Source organism: Paenibacillus taichungensis, assembly GCF_013359905.1.
GTDB lineage: Bacteria > Bacillota > Bacilli > Paenibacillales > Paenibacillaceae > Paenibacillus > Paenibacillus taichungensis.
Window position 1 is genome coordinate 46,761 of record NZ_JABMCC010000118.1, and the last position, 16,855, is coordinate 63,615.

The 16,855-nt window shown below is 44.1% G+C and carries 18 protein-coding genes; 3 read left to right on the forward strand and 15 right to left on the reverse strand.

The window, feature by feature from the left end; genetic code table 11:
• Window positions 1–14: 14 nt before the first annotated feature.
• From HP548_RS23355 to HP548_RS23385, 7 genes are all read right to left on the reverse strand, one after another.
• Window positions 15–3,836, reverse strand: coding sequence for a phage tail tape measure protein (locus HP548_RS23355; protein ID WP_175383038.1), 3,822 nt, complete (start codon window positions 3,834–3,836; stop codon window positions 15–17).
• A gap of 67 nt (window positions 3,837–3,903) precedes the next feature.
• Entirely contained in the window at window positions 3,904–4,059 is a 156-nt protein-coding gene (locus HP548_RS33465) for a hypothetical protein (RefSeq protein ID WP_246318194.1), read from the reverse strand.
• A 200-nt stretch (window positions 4,060–4,259) separates the two neighbouring features.
• Complete coding sequence (locus HP548_RS23365) at window positions 4,260–4,742, reverse strand: hypothetical protein (protein ID WP_072735271.1); 483 nt, start codon at window positions 4,740–4,742, stop codon at window positions 4,260–4,262.
• 129 nt (window positions 4,743–4,871) lie between these two features.
• Complete coding sequence (locus tag HP548_RS23370) at window positions 4,872–5,693, reverse strand: hypothetical protein (protein WP_175383039.1); 822 nt, start codon at window positions 5,691–5,693, stop codon at window positions 4,872–4,874.
• 261 nt (window positions 5,694–5,954) lie between these two features.
• Window positions 5,955–6,593, reverse strand: a complete 639-nt coding sequence (locus HP548_RS23375) for a hypothetical protein (RefSeq protein ID WP_175383040.1) — start codon at window positions 6,591–6,593, stop codon at window positions 5,955–5,957.
• Complete coding sequence (locus HP548_RS23380; protein ID WP_217504806.1) at window positions 6,562–7,572, reverse strand: glycosyltransferase; 1,011 nt, start codon at window positions 7,570–7,572, stop codon at window positions 6,562–6,564. Before HP548_RS23380 ends, HP548_RS23375 begins: the two co-directional genes overlap by 32 nt.
• Window positions 7,573–7,645: 73 nt before the next feature.
• Window positions 7,646–8,305 (reverse strand): glycosyltransferase family 2 protein, encoded by a 660-nt coding sequence (locus HP548_RS23385; RefSeq protein WP_175383042.1) that lies wholly within the window; start codon window positions 8,303–8,305, stop codon window positions 7,646–7,648.
• A 189-nt stretch (window positions 8,306–8,494) separates the two neighbouring features.
• On the opposite strand from HP548_RS23385, the gene HP548_RS23390 reads away from it, so the two are divergent.
• From HP548_RS23390 to HP548_RS23400, 3 genes are all read left to right on the forward strand, one after another.
• The gene (locus HP548_RS23390) at window positions 8,495–9,235 is read left to right on the forward strand and encodes a GT-D fold domain-containing protein (RefSeq protein ID WP_175383043.1); all 741 of its coding nucleotides are present in this window, start codon (window positions 8,495–8,497) and stop codon (window positions 9,233–9,235) included.
• A gap of 183 nt (window positions 9,236–9,418) precedes the next feature.
• Window positions 9,419–9,688 (forward strand): hypothetical protein, encoded by a 270-nt coding sequence (locus HP548_RS23395; RefSeq protein ID WP_175383044.1) that lies wholly within the window; start codon window positions 9,419–9,421, stop codon window positions 9,686–9,688.
• Window positions 9,689–9,886: 198 nt separating this feature from the next.
• Window positions 9,887–10,123: a hypothetical protein gene (locus HP548_RS23400; protein ID WP_175383045.1), complete on the forward strand. Its 237-nt coding sequence runs from the start codon at window positions 9,887–9,889 to the stop codon at window positions 10,121–10,123.
• 429 nt (window positions 10,124–10,552) lie between these two features.
• On the opposite strand, the gene HP548_RS23405 is transcribed toward HP548_RS23400, so the two are convergent.
• The 8 genes from HP548_RS23405 to HP548_RS23440 all read right to left on the reverse strand — a co-directional run bounded on the left by HP548_RS23405 (window position 10,553) and on the right by HP548_RS23440 (window position 16,820).
• On the reverse strand, window positions 10,553–11,311 hold the full coding sequence (locus HP548_RS23405; protein ID WP_175383046.1) for a peptidoglycan recognition protein family protein: 759 nt from the start codon (window positions 11,309–11,311) through the stop codon (window positions 10,553–10,555).
• Window positions 11,311–11,835: a phage holin family protein gene (locus tag HP548_RS23410; protein ID WP_246318195.1), complete on the reverse strand. Its 525-nt coding sequence runs from the start codon at window positions 11,833–11,835 to the stop codon at window positions 11,311–11,313. Before HP548_RS23410 ends, HP548_RS23405 begins: the two co-directional genes overlap by 1 nt.
• A gap of 67 nt (window positions 11,836–11,902) precedes the next feature.
• Window positions 11,903–12,394 carry a GerW family sporulation protein gene (gene ytfJ, locus HP548_RS23415; protein ID WP_076291919.1) on the reverse strand — a complete coding sequence of 164 codons (492 nt, stop codon included), beginning with the start codon at window positions 12,392–12,394 and terminating at the stop codon, window positions 11,903–11,905.
• A gap of 191 nt (window positions 12,395–12,585) precedes the next feature.
• The gene (locus HP548_RS33960) at window positions 12,586–13,311 is read right to left on the reverse strand and encodes a DUF2953 domain-containing protein (RefSeq protein ID WP_175383047.1); all 726 of its coding nucleotides are present in this window, start codon (window positions 13,309–13,311) and stop codon (window positions 12,586–12,588) included.
• A 188-nt stretch (window positions 13,312–13,499) separates the two neighbouring features.
• Window positions 13,500–14,156, reverse strand: coding sequence for an SMC-Scp complex subunit ScpB (gene scpB / locus HP548_RS23425; RefSeq protein ID WP_175383048.1), 657 nt, complete (start codon window positions 14,154–14,156; stop codon window positions 13,500–13,502).
• Window positions 14,125–14,925, reverse strand: a complete 801-nt coding sequence (locus tag HP548_RS23430; protein WP_175383049.1) for a segregation/condensation protein A — start codon at window positions 14,923–14,925, stop codon at window positions 14,125–14,127. Before HP548_RS23430 ends, scpB begins: the two co-directional genes overlap by 32 nt.
• Before the next feature lie 102 nt (window positions 14,926–15,027).
• Window positions 15,028–15,495: a 6,7-dimethyl-8-ribityllumazine synthase gene (gene ribH / locus HP548_RS23435; protein WP_063565743.1), complete on the reverse strand. Its 468-nt coding sequence runs from the start codon at window positions 15,493–15,495 to the stop codon at window positions 15,028–15,030.
• An 86-nt stretch (window positions 15,496–15,581) separates the two neighbouring features.
• Window positions 15,582–16,820 carry a bifunctional 3,4-dihydroxy-2-butanone-4-phosphate synthase/GTP cyclohydrolase II gene (locus tag HP548_RS23440; protein ID WP_217504807.1) on the reverse strand — a complete coding sequence of 413 codons (1,239 nt, stop codon included), beginning with the start codon at window positions 16,818–16,820 and terminating at the stop codon, window positions 15,582–15,584.
• Window positions 16,821–16,855: the final 35 nt, after the last annotated feature.

Consider the following 16,855-nt stretch of genomic DNA (forward strand, 5'->3'; position numbering starts at 1 on the left):
ATCAGATGCCCTCCTTACCTAATAAAAGATACGGGGTAATTACTCCCCATTCTTGCACCGACATTACTAGCCATCCTGTTTACAAGACCCGGATTATTCTGCCGCAGTGTCTTATCCAGTGCCGACGTCAGTTTTTCCACATCTTTTGTGCTGCCTGTCATATTGTCGATATTCACATGCACCGTGACATCGCCCGCGCCAACCATCACACTTTTATGTGTATTGTTTGTCGTCATATAATCAAAGTAATCCATGACTTTAAGTCCTGCTGGAATGTTGAATGTAGATATGGGTTTATCCATTTTTTTGCTGATTTCGGCCAAATTTTTGGACTGTTCTACACCCAAGGATTGGATTTGTTTAAAAATCTCCATATATTCATCCGAGCCCGGTTTAAATAATCCACTATTCAGCAAATTGTTCCAATCTTCCTTGATCGAACTCATTTGTGAGTTCAGCTCAGATGCACGGGATTTGTTCAATGCAATCAATTCTGGTGCATCTTCCTTCCCCCCATTGGCCGCCAGAAGATCGTACATTCGTTTGTCGTAATCCAACTGTGTCAGCTCAAGCTGGTCGTTCATCTTACGTCTGAGTTCGTCAATTTTACTGTTTTTAACACCGTTCAGTTCAAGCTCTGATTGTGCCTTTTGCTGCTTCTTCTCATTAATCTCCAGACCGAGTTCATCTTTTTCCTTGCCCTCTGCCATCTTGTCGTAAGTCTTTTGCAAACTAGCAATCGCCTTATCAAAGAACTTGATATTTTCTTGCAAATATTTCTCCATCAAGGTGCGCATCTGGCCAGAATCCTCGCGGACACCGCTAATCAACAGACGGGATCGAGCGACTTGATAATTTGTTTCGTTGTCACTTGTTGACTTGTTGAGTTGACGATTAATCTTGGCGATCATTTCATCAATACCATTGCTTTGCGGCTGAGGTGTATATCCGTTAGCAATGGTATCCATTCCGCCAGCAGCAGGAATGTACTGAATCTGAGGCTGCACATATTGCACTTGTGGTTGACTGTTCTGCTCGGGCGTCTTGCCGGACTCCTTGTCCATTTGAAGCTGCGACTCTTTTTTCTCTTGCTCATAGTTATACTCTTTGGCCAGCTTTTTCTCGACCGCATCTCCGCCATCTTCGGACCACATCGCTTTAAATCCCTTCCAATAATCGCCAAACTTATTATTGGTGGCATTATCCCCAAATATCGTGCTCATTGTTCCGGATACAGCGGCATCCATCCCCAGGTTAAGTCCTTTCCATACTTTTCCTATAAAAGATGACTGCTCCACATCTTTGAACTGTTTTGCCAGCTCTTCCTTGTTCGTTGCCCGAATATTCTGCTTCTCCGCGTCTGACTTGCCCATATTACTAAGCGGATCAACAAGGCCAGAAATCACATCCATGGCGCCCATCGCAACACCAAGCCCTGGTACGGCTTTTAAAGGTCTTAACAACCTTGAGCCGGATTTCACTAATTTCGAAAATTTTCCCGGTGTTTTAATCCCACGTGCAGCACGCTCCGCATTGATATCACGCTGAGTAATCAAATTACCTTGTCTATCTCGAAGAATATTTCCACCTTCATCACGAGTCGGGGCATTGCTGTCAAAAAATGCTTTGCGATTACCTGTCTCTTTCATGTCCTTAAATCTGGAAAGAAGGCCCCTTTTTTTGGTCTTTTGTTTTTCCTTTTTGGAATCGCCACCGGGATTGAATTCATCCATTATCGCATCTTTCATGACATCCTTAATCAGGTCTTCATGACGAGCCACGAAGGTTTTGTTTGCCGAGTCATCCTTTTCTTTATCATCTTTTGCAGCTGATCCGGCACCGGCACTACCTGTACCTGGAACCACGAGGAAGCCTCCAGAAGAGTTCATCATTGTAGCCAATTGAGCCTGTTCAAGCTCCTTCAATTTGGAGATGTATGCTACGGCATCCATTGAACCCTGTCTGAATGAGGAATTCAGAGCATTCACTTCACTCCTTAATTTGGCTAGCACATCATTTAACAGAATTGATTGTTTGCGCAAATTCTGGATCTCGGATTCGTAACGCTGAACATCGGTTGAGCCATAAAGGAACTCCGCATTCAGGAAATACAACTTATTTCGAAGCTCCACTGCATCCATATCCATATCATCCATCGCCAACATCAATATTCTCGCTTGATGCTCAAGCTGCATGATCGCTTTACCATTCTCATCCAACTCACGGCTTAGAAATTCAAGACTCCGTTTCGTCTTCGCCATCTGTTCATCGAGTGAATCCAATTCCTCACGCAACAGACGCAGTTCCCTGCTTTTGGCTTTGGCTTCCTTCTCCGCTTGATCACGTTCTCCTTCGTGAAAGGAGGAAGATGATGAATTACCATCCTGGATTGCCTGCTTATAGAGTGATTGTTGTTCATCTCGTCTAGTATGTAGCTTGAGCACTTCTTCTTGCTTGGCAGTTGCTCTTGTCTGTATCTCTGCTTTACGGGTACCTTGAACACGAAGACGGTTTTGCTGTCTTGCTCTTTCCTGGGTTACACCAGCACGGTGCACATCAGCAACTCCGATTGGGTTGGAGGTGTTGTCTCCTGAGCTTTCGCCCTTCCCTGTACCTGTATCACCCTTACCGTATCGCGTCTGTTCTCCTTCGTTCATCACATCGGCGAACTTGTCCCAGGCCACTTGAACTCCTGCTTCTTCCATAATCCGATTAATTAGTTCCATATGGTCTGCAATTCCGCTGGATCGGTCTGAAATTAATCGCAAGAATGAAATAAGATAGGTCTGGAGCTCAGAAAACTCTTCTTTTAACCCCTTCATAGCTTCGTATGTAGAGATTTGGAACGCAGTACGGAACTGGCTTTGACGAAATTGCAAGTTGTCTCTTGAGTCTGTCCGCGGAACCACGGAAGCTGTATTCTCGCCAACTGTCTTAAGTTGATCCACAAGAGTGCCAACTGACGCCTGATCCTGGGTTAAACCACCACTCAGGCCTGAATGTTCTTTCTCCTGAAGAGACAATGAAGACGTAGCCATGAGACGGGCAAGTGCATTTTCTTTTGTTGCTTCATCCTCACGCTCAGTCGATGCAGGCACGGTTCGTTGCATGGCCTTAATCAGATCCTGAATGCTTACCTGTGAGATAGTTGCAGCCTTAAGCATCATGTCCGTCACTTTGGATAGATCATAACCACTCACTCCCCAAGCAGAAGAAACACCTTCCAAGCCCGTAGCAGTCTGCTCTACATCCACATTGTCAAACGAACGCAACTTGGCGACTTCTTTAGCAAAGGCTGTGGCTTCCTGAGGATTATCATAGGAGCGGGAACCAATGCGATATGCGAGACCCATATCTTCCTGATCTATGCCATGTTGCAGTGCAATCCGTTGCAGGTCCTTGACGGTCCCGTCTGTTTGACCTGTTTGACCTGATGATCTGATCTCGAAATTTTGATTTGCCTTGGTCATCTGGTCATCCATTTGACGTGACGACTCAAGTGATTCCTTCAGCATAGCGGATGAGTACCCTTTGGTTTCGCCTGAGGAGATATATTTCATCATGTTGCTCATAGAGTCCACTAGCTCCTGTGAACCGGCTTCCGGCAGATCTTGCATTGCGTTGAAGGCCCCACGATAAAATGTCTCCAAATCCTTGGTTAACGTTGCAATCATTTGGGACTGCATTTCGTCCCTCATCTCCTCAAGACGGTTAACGAGCGATTGAAAGCCTGATTGGTTACTCCCTTTCAAGTCGGGGGTTGGGATACCAGACTGCTCTACCTCCGTTAATATCTCTTTCGTTAAAGAGTGTTTTTGTTCTTCTTTGTCAGCCAAATTCATCACCACCTTTATACATAAATCCCGTTCTACCTTAGTGTAGGCAAAACGGGACGTCTCTCCCTTATCCTCCAAGCGCTTGTGCAAGCAAACCGATGTCATCCTCGGATATTTCTGTATAATCCGCGTCATCAAAGGTCCGTTTACGTCTAATACTTCCATCTTCCCCGGCTTCTTCTTCCCCTCTGCCGCCACCGAACATGCGAAGAGGTACTGTCATTAATTCAACCTCAAACTGAATATATTTCTCAGCTGACTTGCACAGCTCCGCGACCTGAGGGAGCGTGTACTCCCAGATCTCCCACTTGTTCAGCCCACAGTGCTTATGAAGGGTAAAGAAGATTTCTCCCCAGTGAATTGGCTCTTGCGTTTCCTCATCACGGATTTCGGTTCCCTCCAGAGGCTCACCCTCGGCGCGTTCTACTTTTTTAGACCATTTAGACCAATGAGCATATCAATGACTTTACGAGCCGTATTTAAATCAAGGTACTCATCCAGGTATTCTCGATTGATGATATACTCACCCTGTTCATCTTTGGTCACAATGTGCGGATAGTTTTTAAACGCCATAGCCAACACATCAAATAAATCCTGTTGTCGTTTTGCATCCAGTTCATCATTCTCTGTTGGAATAAAGTTAAGAATAATGGCGTCGATGTTCACCGTTTTTAGCAGTTTCATTAATCGACGTGCATCCTTCAGGTTACATGGTGGGATGCGGTATTTCCGCCGATCACGAAGTGTTATAATCTCATCATCTTCGAAGAATGCCCGTTCAGCAGCTTCGGCTTCCTCCGGGGTTACCCGTTTATTCGCCGGATCATTTTTGATTCGTTCGGCAGCTTCCTCGTTCAATTTTTCCGCCAGCTCACGCTCAGCCTTTTCCTGTTCTGTTTCCACCATAAGTAGAGCCTCCCCTGAACATTCTCTCCCCTGTAAAATAAAGAACCTGGCAAGGCAAGGGTCTGTGCAGGGGAGGACACAGACGCCGTAAAATACCTTGCCAGGAGCAATGGAACATCGTATGAGATCTTAGATTTTGCTTGTTGCACTAAAGCGCTTGATGCTTCCCAATTTGCCGTCTGCACGTTCAGGATCAAGAATCTGCAAGGAAATCGCAGATGCCGATGCTGCAGCACGCTGAGCATTGATACTGAAAGTGCCTTTGGCACGGCACATGTACAGCTCGGTTTCAACTCCTGCAAAAGAGCCATCTTTTTGTTGGAATGTACCATGATGAATTACAGAGATTGGGAAAGGCACTTCGTCAACTAGCAAATCAACCATGTCTACCAATTCTTCGCGTTTGTAGTTGAGCACAATTTCCTTACTGATATGTGCAGCGTTCAGTACAACAACATCATTGGGTTCATCATAGAAAAATTCATCTGGTGCCACAGCTGCAGCCTTCGAACTGAGTTGTTTCAGCAACTTGTTGGAATCTTTGAGACGAACCGTAATATCTCCGTTATTTCCATAGATTGTACTTGCGAATTTTGGTTTCACTTCAGCAAATCCGGAATTAGCTGCGCCAGTAGCGGCAGTATCCTGCTCATTCAAAACCCATACGTAGGACTTCACTTGTTCCTGTACGGTTGAACCCATCATCAGCTGAATCGCATCCAGATCAAATTTGGCATCTGTAGCAGATACCTCAATGGATTTCGACTTCACCAGTACATCGATAGCAAACAGGCCATCACCACCAAAGATGTCCTCCAGCTCTACATTGAGGTCAATTTTCAGGTCTTGCAGGGTACCCAGTGTAATTACTTCAATTGCACCCAGCGGGTCTGTAGGGTAACGCTTCGCCATGAATGTACCTACACCTTTGATAATCATTTTTTTAGCCATTGAACAGTCCACTCCTTAGATTTGTAATATCATTATTTAGCTACCGAGACTTACATGAGCCTGCGGCTGGTCGAAGGATTGAAAAGATCAGAATTTCATTCCTCCAAGCTGCTTGGCTGGTGGCTGTCTCTGCTTTTCATAGTGTAGAACGCTAATCTCATTCCCTAACACATATCACTGAATACGTTGAACAAAAGTTTTGAAATGGATTTCTATGCAAGCAGAACAACTTCTAATAAGGTTAATAAAAAGAAAAGACCCCTACATTAGAGGGGCCGGTCTATTGGGCAAATCATCTATAATTTGTGCGACCTGTTCTGCTCGTTCCTTTATTTCATATTCATCGGCAGTAATCAGATGAACATGAGAGCAGTATTTTCCATGCTCATAAATTCGCTCTGGTGTAATAAACACAACGTCAGCAACAGCTTCCATCCTGTGCTTGTCTTTTTCATATAGGTCGGGATCTGTAAGTGAATCGAATACAACCAGGTTAGGATATGCTGTCTCGATCGAATTTGCCAACTGGCTGTCATTCACCCAATAGATGACTCTTTCACCCTGAAACAACGGACGAACGTTCTGTCCAACACGAGCCACGACAAAATTCGGAAGCTCAGGGTGAGGATACTCCAATGCATCCACCTGATAAAACTCATCACTGGAATTTATATAAATCACATGATAACCAATCTCCGCAAGTTCTCTTAACAATCGTTGTGGTCGACGCCCAAATCGTTCACTATGAAAATCAATAGCAGGCAGATATACAATGGTTGTATTGATTTTGGGCACATATTTTTCAAAATTGAACTCACTCATTTGAACCTCTATTTGTTCAACTTCCATTGGCGGCTCGGCCGCCTGGCTACCGAAAATTCGTTTGAATATCTGTTTCATCCACGTTGCCTCCCATCACCTGATTTATCATTTTGACAGCATCCATGGCCCTGCCGTCCCAGCTATTAGCTCTAGCAACCATTGCACGGGCTGCGATTTTGGCCTCGCTGTTCTCACTAATTGCTTTCTGAAGCATCTGCCCACAATTATGACGATCCATAAAGTAGGTTACGTTACTGTATTTATTGACGATTTCCTCCATACGAGTCGTTATAACAGGCTTACCCGCAGACAAATATTCGTAATATTTGATCGGGTCACATCCACGGATCATTTCTGTCAGCTTGAATGGCACGATGCAAACATCGAATTGGGCAATATAAACAGGAAGAACTCTGTAGTCCTTATGTGGAAGACACGTTATATTAGGATGCACAATGTTTTTTTGATACAGGGCATTGTTTCCTATCAGAACTACACGATATCCCTTGTCTGCAATGTCGGTAATAAGTGAATAATCCACCCAGGAAGCCATAGCCCCATGGAACCCGACGACCTTTTGTCCCTCCTTAACATCGGGGAAGTCTGCCGGTATTGGGAGAGATACACGGGCTTTCTTAAAGTGCTCATAATCCGCCCCATTCGGGCACATAAAAATCGGTTTTCCGTCATTTTTATGAGCTTCATACATCACCTTTGCCGTTGTAGCAATCAGATCTGCTCGTTCAAAACATTTCGGAATGTAATCCTTCCAAACCGCAAATTCATCGGCTGAATTGTCCAAGTAGTCAAATACGGTAAAATCAAAATTACGGCCATCCCCATAGTTATACTGACCTGGACTGGAAAACCAGAGTACTTTTTTTCCTTTGACCAGATGGTCATAGTTAATCCCCTTTTGCACAAGGAAGAGGTGGTCACTCAACTTCTCGATCGGCTGGCTCTGTTTCTTATACGTTTCTTCGTTAATAAAAATAGCACGGACCCCTGGAATCTTGGAGAATGCGGTCATTAATTGCTGTGGACGTTGAAACAACAAATTCCAATCGAGTGCAGGTGGATATATGATCGTCATTTCAATGCTTTCAAAACATGCTTTTTTCCGCCTACTTCTATGTACCAGCCAATTTAGCAACCAACTCCACTCCTTCCTCATAGGCATGAACCGGACGAAGCCGTGTATCCACATACAGTTCATAACCAAGTTGCTGAACCTGCTCACAGAAGGGGGCATCTTCACCAATCGGATGTGAACCATATCGAACTCCCGCTTCGATAACTTCACGTTTTATAAGATACACTGCACCTGTCAAATCCACAGGGATGACACCCTCGCTGAATTTTGGAACGTGCTTTCCACCAATCATTGCATTATGAGCCTTAATTCTCGGGTGATTTCGAATCAGCATGGCACAGATGTCCTTATCATTTTCAATAAGCTGCTTCAGGCTATGTTCAGGGATAATGATATCTGTATCAATAGAGAACAGATAATCACAATCGGATTTCAGAAATTCATCCAACAGTTTATTTCTTAGTAGAGCCAGATTAGGATAGGCGTATTGACCTCGCAGATGACCGAATTTCTTGCCCATATTATGAGTCAAGTACGGGATCTGATGATCATTCAAAATTTGTTCTGTCTGATCTTCGCTATCGTTCAAAATGTAAAAAAAATGCTTGTTTACTGTCTGTTGTTTGAGCGACTGCAAGTGCCGCTCCATAATCCATGCCCGGTTTCTCACAGGAGCACCTATGAATACGTCAGCCACCATTCATCCCTCCCCTTTCACATAGTGTAGACCGATCTTCGCCAATCTTCAGCGTGTCCAACAAAAAAAGATCTTTTCACTGGAAAGAAGAGAGAGAATGAATCGTTTCTTCTATTCTATAAAAGAAGGAGCTGATGCAGATGTACAACAAGGACTTCAATCATTTCAATCCGAAAGAGGGTGAAGAGCGTGCTTGGCAGTGTTGAATTAATTCATAACTGGTTCCAAAAGGCTTCGGATGGAGAAGCTCATGCTTCCGTTCGATTCGGAGATGCTTCCAATACAATTCTGGCCCATGGAACCGTCCTAACCATGGATTTCATCCAATCCCATTACGGGTGGGTGAATGATCCCACATACTGTGGCATTACGTTACCCAATGTAGGTGCGAGAGAAATCATTGTACACTGCCTGAGAAAAGCCGACTACGTTGGTCACTTGACCCAGACGGATCACTGGTATTTCAGACCCCTGTTTGATATGTGTCTCGCGTATTACAAGATTAAACCCAAGAAGACATTCTACGCGTTTGAAAATAATTACATTGCCCGGTTTAAACTGTTCTATGATACGTTCAAGACTATGCCCATACTGATCTGTGGATCCAAATCCTCACAATATAAAGAAGTTCTGGAACGCCGTTACGGTTGGTCAGGCATAGTGGCAACAGTAGACTGCCCCTCTTGGTCTCATGTGAGCGCAGCCTCTAAAGAAATGGAAAACATCTACAAAAAAACACCATGGAAACTAGCTCTCGTATGTGCAGGGGCACCTGGCAAGGTATTAGCTATTAAAGCAAAAGAACTTGGCTCTGTAGGTGTTGATTTTGGCTCAGGAGCAGATGTTGCCATTCAGGCGGACAACGAAAACCTATATGCTTGGGATTACGAGGGATTTCCGGATTATTGGGAAGGAAGACCCAAAAAATGACCCGTACAGGGTCTTTTTTATTGAGCAAAGACGGGATTCAAGTGAAATTTCATTGCTGTAGTAGTTATTGATAATTTGAACTAACTGACTTATTATTGTTAAGATAACTCCTAATCTAACCTGGTTTAGACTTGCATAAAAGAGGAGCACTACTTAGATTATTCAATCGTTGGAGGGAATGTAATGGCGTACTCGCAGTCAAAGACCGAAGCAGTCGCAACTCACTTAAGAAATAGATTCATGGAAGGCAATGTAGAAGGCCACGAGATCGTTGTTGCTCTGATTAGTATGGTTAAAGCCCAGAAAATTAATTTAGACGACGTCGCTCCCGTCCTGTTTAACGTTTTTTTTGATAATCCAGAAGGTATTTTATCTGCTCTTGAAAAAGCCAGTACATTAGTTGATGATGAGTTAATTGATTCAATTATCAATGAAGTGAACGAGAACGCTTAATCTTACATACAAGGGGAGTTCCATTGAAGATCTTCTACTGTTTTTTCACGTCTTTGTACTCCCCTCATTTCAGATTTATTTAGTTTATACAGGATCACTTATAGGCTTCGTGTTATTTTCCATCTCACCCTGCTTATTCTAAGAATGTACCTTGGCAGAATGACAGGAGAAAAGGAAATAACGAAGGGAGCAACACGTATGGATCAAGTAAATAAAGCAATTCTATTTTTAGCAGTCATTGAAACCATGCTTGAAGCACTGCACCATATCGAAGTGGACCAGACAGAACTTGTGGATTCACTAGTTATGCTAGGTTTCGATCCCATTAACATTTTATACGAGACCAATACCATTAGATCCTTCCAGAAAGTGTGCAAAGCCTTCGCAGAACTCGACCTTGCAGATGAGACCCTTTCCGCTTTTTTACAAGAGTAGCTACACCGTTTTAGTAATTACTAATAGATCGACCGAATCCATGTTTCTTGGAAATGGAAGCGCAAAAAAAGTAGAGTCTCAAGTCCTTGGGACTCTACTTTTATTTCAATTCTAACTTATGACGCCTTAACGCCCTTTCTTTGAATTCGTATAGATATGTAGGAGACATCACGGATATCTCTTTCTTCAATATGAATCAATTAATGAAAGGACGGTTGTATGAACCAAGAAATTTCTGAACATGTTATAAACTTACATCATTCTGTAATTGGACTCGTAGATTCATCCATGTTTCACTCACAATATGAGCGTGAACATCCTAACAAAATTGTGATCATACAAAATTATTATTTTTTGAAAGACGCAGCTCATTTTAATGATTGGTTAAAAAGACGTTGCGAATAATCTCTTTTCAGCTCGTGGCTTACCTCATCCTTTTTTACGTCTTCGTTCATCAATCAGAACCTTCAACATGAGCAATTCCCCGTAGGTCAGCTTCTTCTTACGTACTTTCTCCACCCATGCCCATTCGTCAATAATTTTGTCGTTATATGCATCTCCTATGTATTTATCAAGTTCATTCCATGTCCATTGAGCATAATCCAACACTTTATTCATATCATCCTCATCCTCCATGACCACTTCTTCCTTAAGTGAATTCAATTTAGAATTAACTGCTTGCTTAAACCTTTCATATTCCCCAGGGGTTTTAATCCAAGGTAGTGGGCATTCCTTCCACCCGACAACTTCTTTATGTGTAAAAAATACATTGGGAAAGCCGCGTTCTCTAATCAGATATACTGCCAAGTCTACAACGTTATTAAATGTATCCTCGTGAATGCTGCCATCCTTCTCAATGCACATTTCAATACCCACCGTACTATTGTTGGGATACGTTCCAAGACGAGCTACAGCTTCCTTTGTGTAAGTCTCGCTACCGCAATGGTATGCAAGTTCATCATCTGGCAGACTGTTATAAATGGAGGTTCGATCTACAGAGTAATGTGCACTTGCATAACGACCTTTTCCAACTTGCTGTGCTAAGCATGCGAAATATTTGCTGATGTTTTTGGCTGATGCTCCTGGGGAAGCGGTATAATGCATAACAATTCCTCGTTTAGCTTTCAGTTTCATTCCCGCTCGACTGTATTTATTAAAAGGTATGTAGTCCGTTGTGATTGGAAGCATTATATCTTCTCCTTGCTTTCAGCTTGATTATCTTCCTCACCCCGAAGCTTGAAAAGAGCAGAAGTGATAAATTTCGGGACGGGAAGTCCCAATTTCCCCATATTCTCAAGAATGCTTATACCTTCAGTACCGATGATAAACATAAGCATAGCATCTCTCATAAAGTCGTTCGAATTGCCAGCAATAATATCCAATTGATGAGCAATAATGACGAATACAAATGTTAATGACTTACGGGCAAGCCCCCACCATCCGATCCTGCTGGAAAGTTCTTTTTTGTACCAAGCAGATAACACACCCGTGATGTAATCGAGCCCCACAAAAATCGTTACTGCAATAAACAGGTGATCCATCCCTCCAACCAAGTACACCATAGCAGACAATAGCCATCCAAATAAAACAGTAAAGATCGTATCTCTTTGCAATTTGCCTTCCCCCTTCAACATCTTTTTCATGTTTAGGTTAGGCGGAACAACAAGATAAGTCTCAGAGATATTGATCCCTTTGGACATATTCCTCAGCATTTCATTAAGCAAACAGCAAAAATCCCTCTCGCACATGCCGCGGAAGGGATCTCAACCGAATCATTAATTAGCTGTACGTAGAAGGATCAGGTGTGACAGGAATGCCAGACGCTGTCGGTTGTGTTGTATTACGATTGCGGAACATGTCCTGAATTCTATCCATCACATACGGTGTGGAATCAATCAATTTCTCAAACAGATGTGTTGAGTTATCAAGCGGAACGATGTGAACGCCTTGTTTGCCAACTACCAGGAATGCGATTGGACGAATGGATACGCCGCCCCCGCTTCCGCCTCCAAATGGTGAGGCAACCGATGCGGAGCTGGCATGTTCAGTCGTACTACCGCTGCTTCCGCCACTTCCACCTTTGCTGCTTCCATCACTTACATGAAAATCACTGCCACCCGCAGCAAATCCGAATCCTACTTTACTGATCGGCAAAATCACAGTACCATCAGGTGTTTCGACCGCATCGCCCACGATTGTATTGACATCCACCATGGCCTTGATATTTTCCATTGCGGTTTCCATTAAGCCTTGAATTGGATGATCTGACATTTAAATTCCCTCCAGTTTCAATTTAAGCTAGGTTTGATCTAACCATATCATCCCCAAACTTGAAGGGACTTATGTAAGCCAGCCTTTTAACTAAACCTCAATACTTCAAACCGCTGACTCGGCAAAATATAACCCGGCAGTTGCAATTAAACTGTGGAAAATTTCAGCATAATTGGGGACAATACATACACTCATATTTGCGATTTACTGTGTTGTTTCTTCATCTTGCGTCTGCGTCGTTGCTCTTTTAAGAGTCTGAACCACATCCGCCATCCTCCCTCTACTTGAAGCACTCGGGTTAACAATGTAAGTCCTGCGATCATGACTGCTGTAATCCGGATCTTTAGTTTCCAATCCAGCTCGGTTTGGAACTTCATCTCGTCTTCCCACACCGGCACAACTTGTAACTGTGGCGTTTGTTCAAAACGGATTTGATAAGAGAGGTATCCAATGATGATCGACTTGATGCTCCACACCCAACCTATGAGAACAGCCGTATATGCTGCATCGCCGACGCCAATGCGAGTGGACCAGGACAAATGAGTCATATGTACACGAGTGAGCGTTTGCTTGATCCAGAGCTTTAATGCTTCCGTTGCCCTGAGCATGATTTTTACGTCCTTAGCCCATTTTTTGACTTTACGTTTGTTAACACGCTCGCTGCTCTGGGCTTCTCCCCTTGAATGATTCATTCGCTGCTCCGTTTTCACCAGAAAACCTTCCTTCATATTACGAAAGACAATACTAGGAATTTCATAGTTAATACGCACAATGCCATATAGCAGACGAACCGTAATCTTGGCATAATCATCGTGATTGTGTTTCCTAAATGTAAAATGCACATGAACATACGAGATGAGGACTGCGACAAGAAGCAGTGCGATCAACAAGCCGATTCCTCCAAGCCAAATCCACACAGGCCTTACCTCCAAGCCCTCAATTCTTTTCACGTCTAGTATGACACTCTATATAGGAAAAAATTCACGTCTGACCTGAAAATTCCATTTAATCTTTGAACGCTCCCTTACAATCCATTCCACATACCACGCCAAAAAAACCGGCACCCCGAAAGGGCACCGGTTTTGAATCGATCCAGACTGCAAAGTTATGAATTTAAAGGATCATCTTCGTTATTAATATCGTTTGAATTTGCATCATCTTCGAGATTTGTACTATCCAGGTCCACATGCTGCACATCCAATTTTTCAAAAAGCAGCTGTGTTTCTTCCTCCAGGTTCTCGGAATCTTCAAACAACCCTGGCTCCGGCAGATCTTTGAGCGAAGCCAAACCAAAGTAGTCCAGGAAGGGCTTGGTAGTGCCATATAAAATTGGGCGTCCAATGGCCTCAGCCCGTCCCACTTCCTGAATGAGATCCTTGTTCACAAGTGTATGGATAGCACGTTCGGATTTTACGCCACGGATCTCCTCAATCTCTACCCGCGTGATAGGCTGACGGTACGCCACGATAGCGAGCGTCTCCAAAGCTGCCTGGGATAGAGACGTACGTGCAGGTGAATAAGCCAGTTTCTCAAAATAAGCCGCATGTTCCGGTAATGTACCCAGTTGGACTACCCCTGCAATTTTAAGAATTTGTACGCCTCGTCCCTGCTTGGCAAATTCAGCTATCATTTCCTCAATCGCATCCGACACCAGTTCGGTTCGCTGATCCACGATTTCGGCGATTTGTTTGATGCTCAGACCTTCTTCTCCGGACAAAAACAGCAGGCCTTCAATAATCGATTTCAATTTCGGAAAATCCATGATTCTTTGTTTCCCCTCTCCACTCCATAACGATATCCTCAAACATCCGCTCCTGATAACAGACAATCTGCTTCATCTTCATCAGCTCCAGCACCGCCAAAAAAGTTACGACAATCTCATGCCTGTAAATTTGATTATCCAGCAGCTTGGAGAATAACAGTCTGCCTCCCGGTCCCATCCTTTCCAAAGCCCCGATAACATCCCGAATACGATCCTTAACCGAGATTTCATCCCGCTGGATCCGAGTTACGGTTGTCCGCTTCTCCGCCTTGCGTAGCGCCTTCTGAAAGGCTGCAATCAGATCCGAGGTATGTAAACCCTCGACCGGATTCGATTGTGCTTCTACAGGCATATAAGGCCGCAAATCCTCGGGTTCTTTGGAGAAAATAAGGCTGCGTTCCCACTCCCGTTCGTGCAAGTGACGCGCAATTCCCTTGTATTTGCGATATTCAATCAGACGCGCAATCAGTTCTGCACGTGGATCATAATCTTCACCTTCCATATATGCATAATCCTCAAAGTCCTCGATTACCGGTGGTTTGGGCAGTAATAGTTTGCTCTTGATCGACAGAAGTGTTGCCGCCATTACCAGAAATTCACTCGTAATATCCAGCTCCAGCTCCTGCATCGAATGCAGATACGCCATATATTGATCGGTAATATCGCTGATGGGAATATCCTGGATATGAATCTCTGCCTTATCAATCAGATGAAGCAGCAGATCCAAAGGCCCTTCAAAAGTCTCCAGTTTGTATGTAACTACCGTCACTAGACGAATCCTCCCGCCAGAAAAATAAAAACCCCCGCTAAGCCGCCGAATCCGGTCTCCCGTTTTCGTCTGCGCAGAGCAGGGCACTATATTAAATAAGCACTATTTTAGCTGTTTCGTCAAGTTCGCCATTTCAATAGCGGCAGTAGCTGAGTCCCAACCTTTGTTTCCTGCCTTTGTTCCAGCGCGCTCAATGGCTTGTTCAATATTCTCTGTTGTAACCAGGCCGAAGATTGTAGGTACGCCTGTTTTCAGGTTAATTGCGGCTACACCCTTAGCCATCTCATTGCACACATAATCATAATGTGTTGTTGAACCACGGATAACCGTCCCTAAGGTAATGACTGCATCGTATTTGCCACTTTCAGCCATTTTTTGTGCAATCAACGGGATTTCAAAGGCTCCTGGAACCCAAGCTACATCCACTTCATCATCTTGTACACCGTGACGTTTGAAAGCATCCAGTGCTCCGCTGAGCAATTTGCTTGTAATGAACTCGTTAAAACGCCCTACGACTACTCCATATTTTAATCCTTCTGATACCAAATGTCCTTCAAAAAAGTGTGGCATTCAAGTCATCTCCCTAATTGTATTATATGATGTACGCAGCTGATTTTTGGAAACTAGTTCACCCTGTTTAACCTCAGAAAAGCTACTCAGTTTTTTTCTTCATTCTGCTCGATATCGTCGAACTTTAGCATATGGCCGAGTTTCGCCTGCTTCGTGTGCAAGTAGACCGTATTATCCTCGTTCTCTTCCATCTGAATGGCAACTCGTTCCACCACTTCAAGTCCGTACCCTTCAAGCCCTTTAATTTTGCGTGGATTGTTGGTTAACAAGCGAATTTGACGAACGCCAAGATCCTTAAGAATTTGGGCTCCAATACCGTAATCTCGAAGATCGGCAGCAAACCCAAGCTTCAGATTGGCATCCACGGTATCCAAACCTTCCTCTTGCAGTTTGTAAGCTTTGAGTTTGTTGATCAGTCCAATGCCTCGTCCTTCCTGTCTCATATAGAGCAGAACGCCATTGCCTTCGTCATGAATTTGTTTCAATGCTGCATCGAATTGTGGACCACAGTCGCATCGATGAGAATGGAATACATCCCCTGTGAGACATTCGGAGTGTACGCGAACCAATACAGGTTTCGATCCGTCAATTTCGCCTTTAACCAAAGCGACGTGCTCCTTGTTGTCCACCGCATTGGTGTAGGCCACCGCCTGGAATTCACCAAAGTCTGTTGGCATACGTACAGCTACTTCGCGTTTAACCAACTGCTCCTTCTCATTCCGGTACCGAATCATGTCCTGAATGCTGATCAGCTTCAGATCATGCTTGCGGGCGATCTCCTGCAGATCCGAAAGTCTGGCCATCGTGCCATCTTCCTTGATCACTTCACAGATTACACCTGCCGGATAGGAACCGCACATAATGGCGAGGTCTACAGCCGCTTCCGTATGTCCCGCGCGTCTTAGCACTCCGCCGTCTTTGGCGATGAGTGGAAACATATGGCCCGGCTTGCGGAAATCTCCGCTTTTCGCTTCCGGATTAATCAGCCCCTTGACTGTAATGGAGCGTTCATGAGCCGAGATGCCCGTTGTGGTATCTTTATGATCTACAGAGACGGTAAAAGCCGTCCCATGAAAGTCCGTATTTTGCTGGACCATAGGTTTCAGGTTGAGTTCATCGGCACGTTGCTGCGTAATGGGAACACACACCAGACCTCTGCCTTCGGTAATCATGAAATTGATTACTTCAGGTGTAGCCTTTTCCGCCAAAGCGATAAAGTCGCCTTCATTCTCCCGATCCTCATCATCCACCACAATAACTGGTTTACCCTGCATGAGATCGTAGATGGCTTCCTCAATAGAATTCAGAATGGATTTCTCTGACATAGGTCCCCCTCCAGTTTCTATTTCAATTTATATTT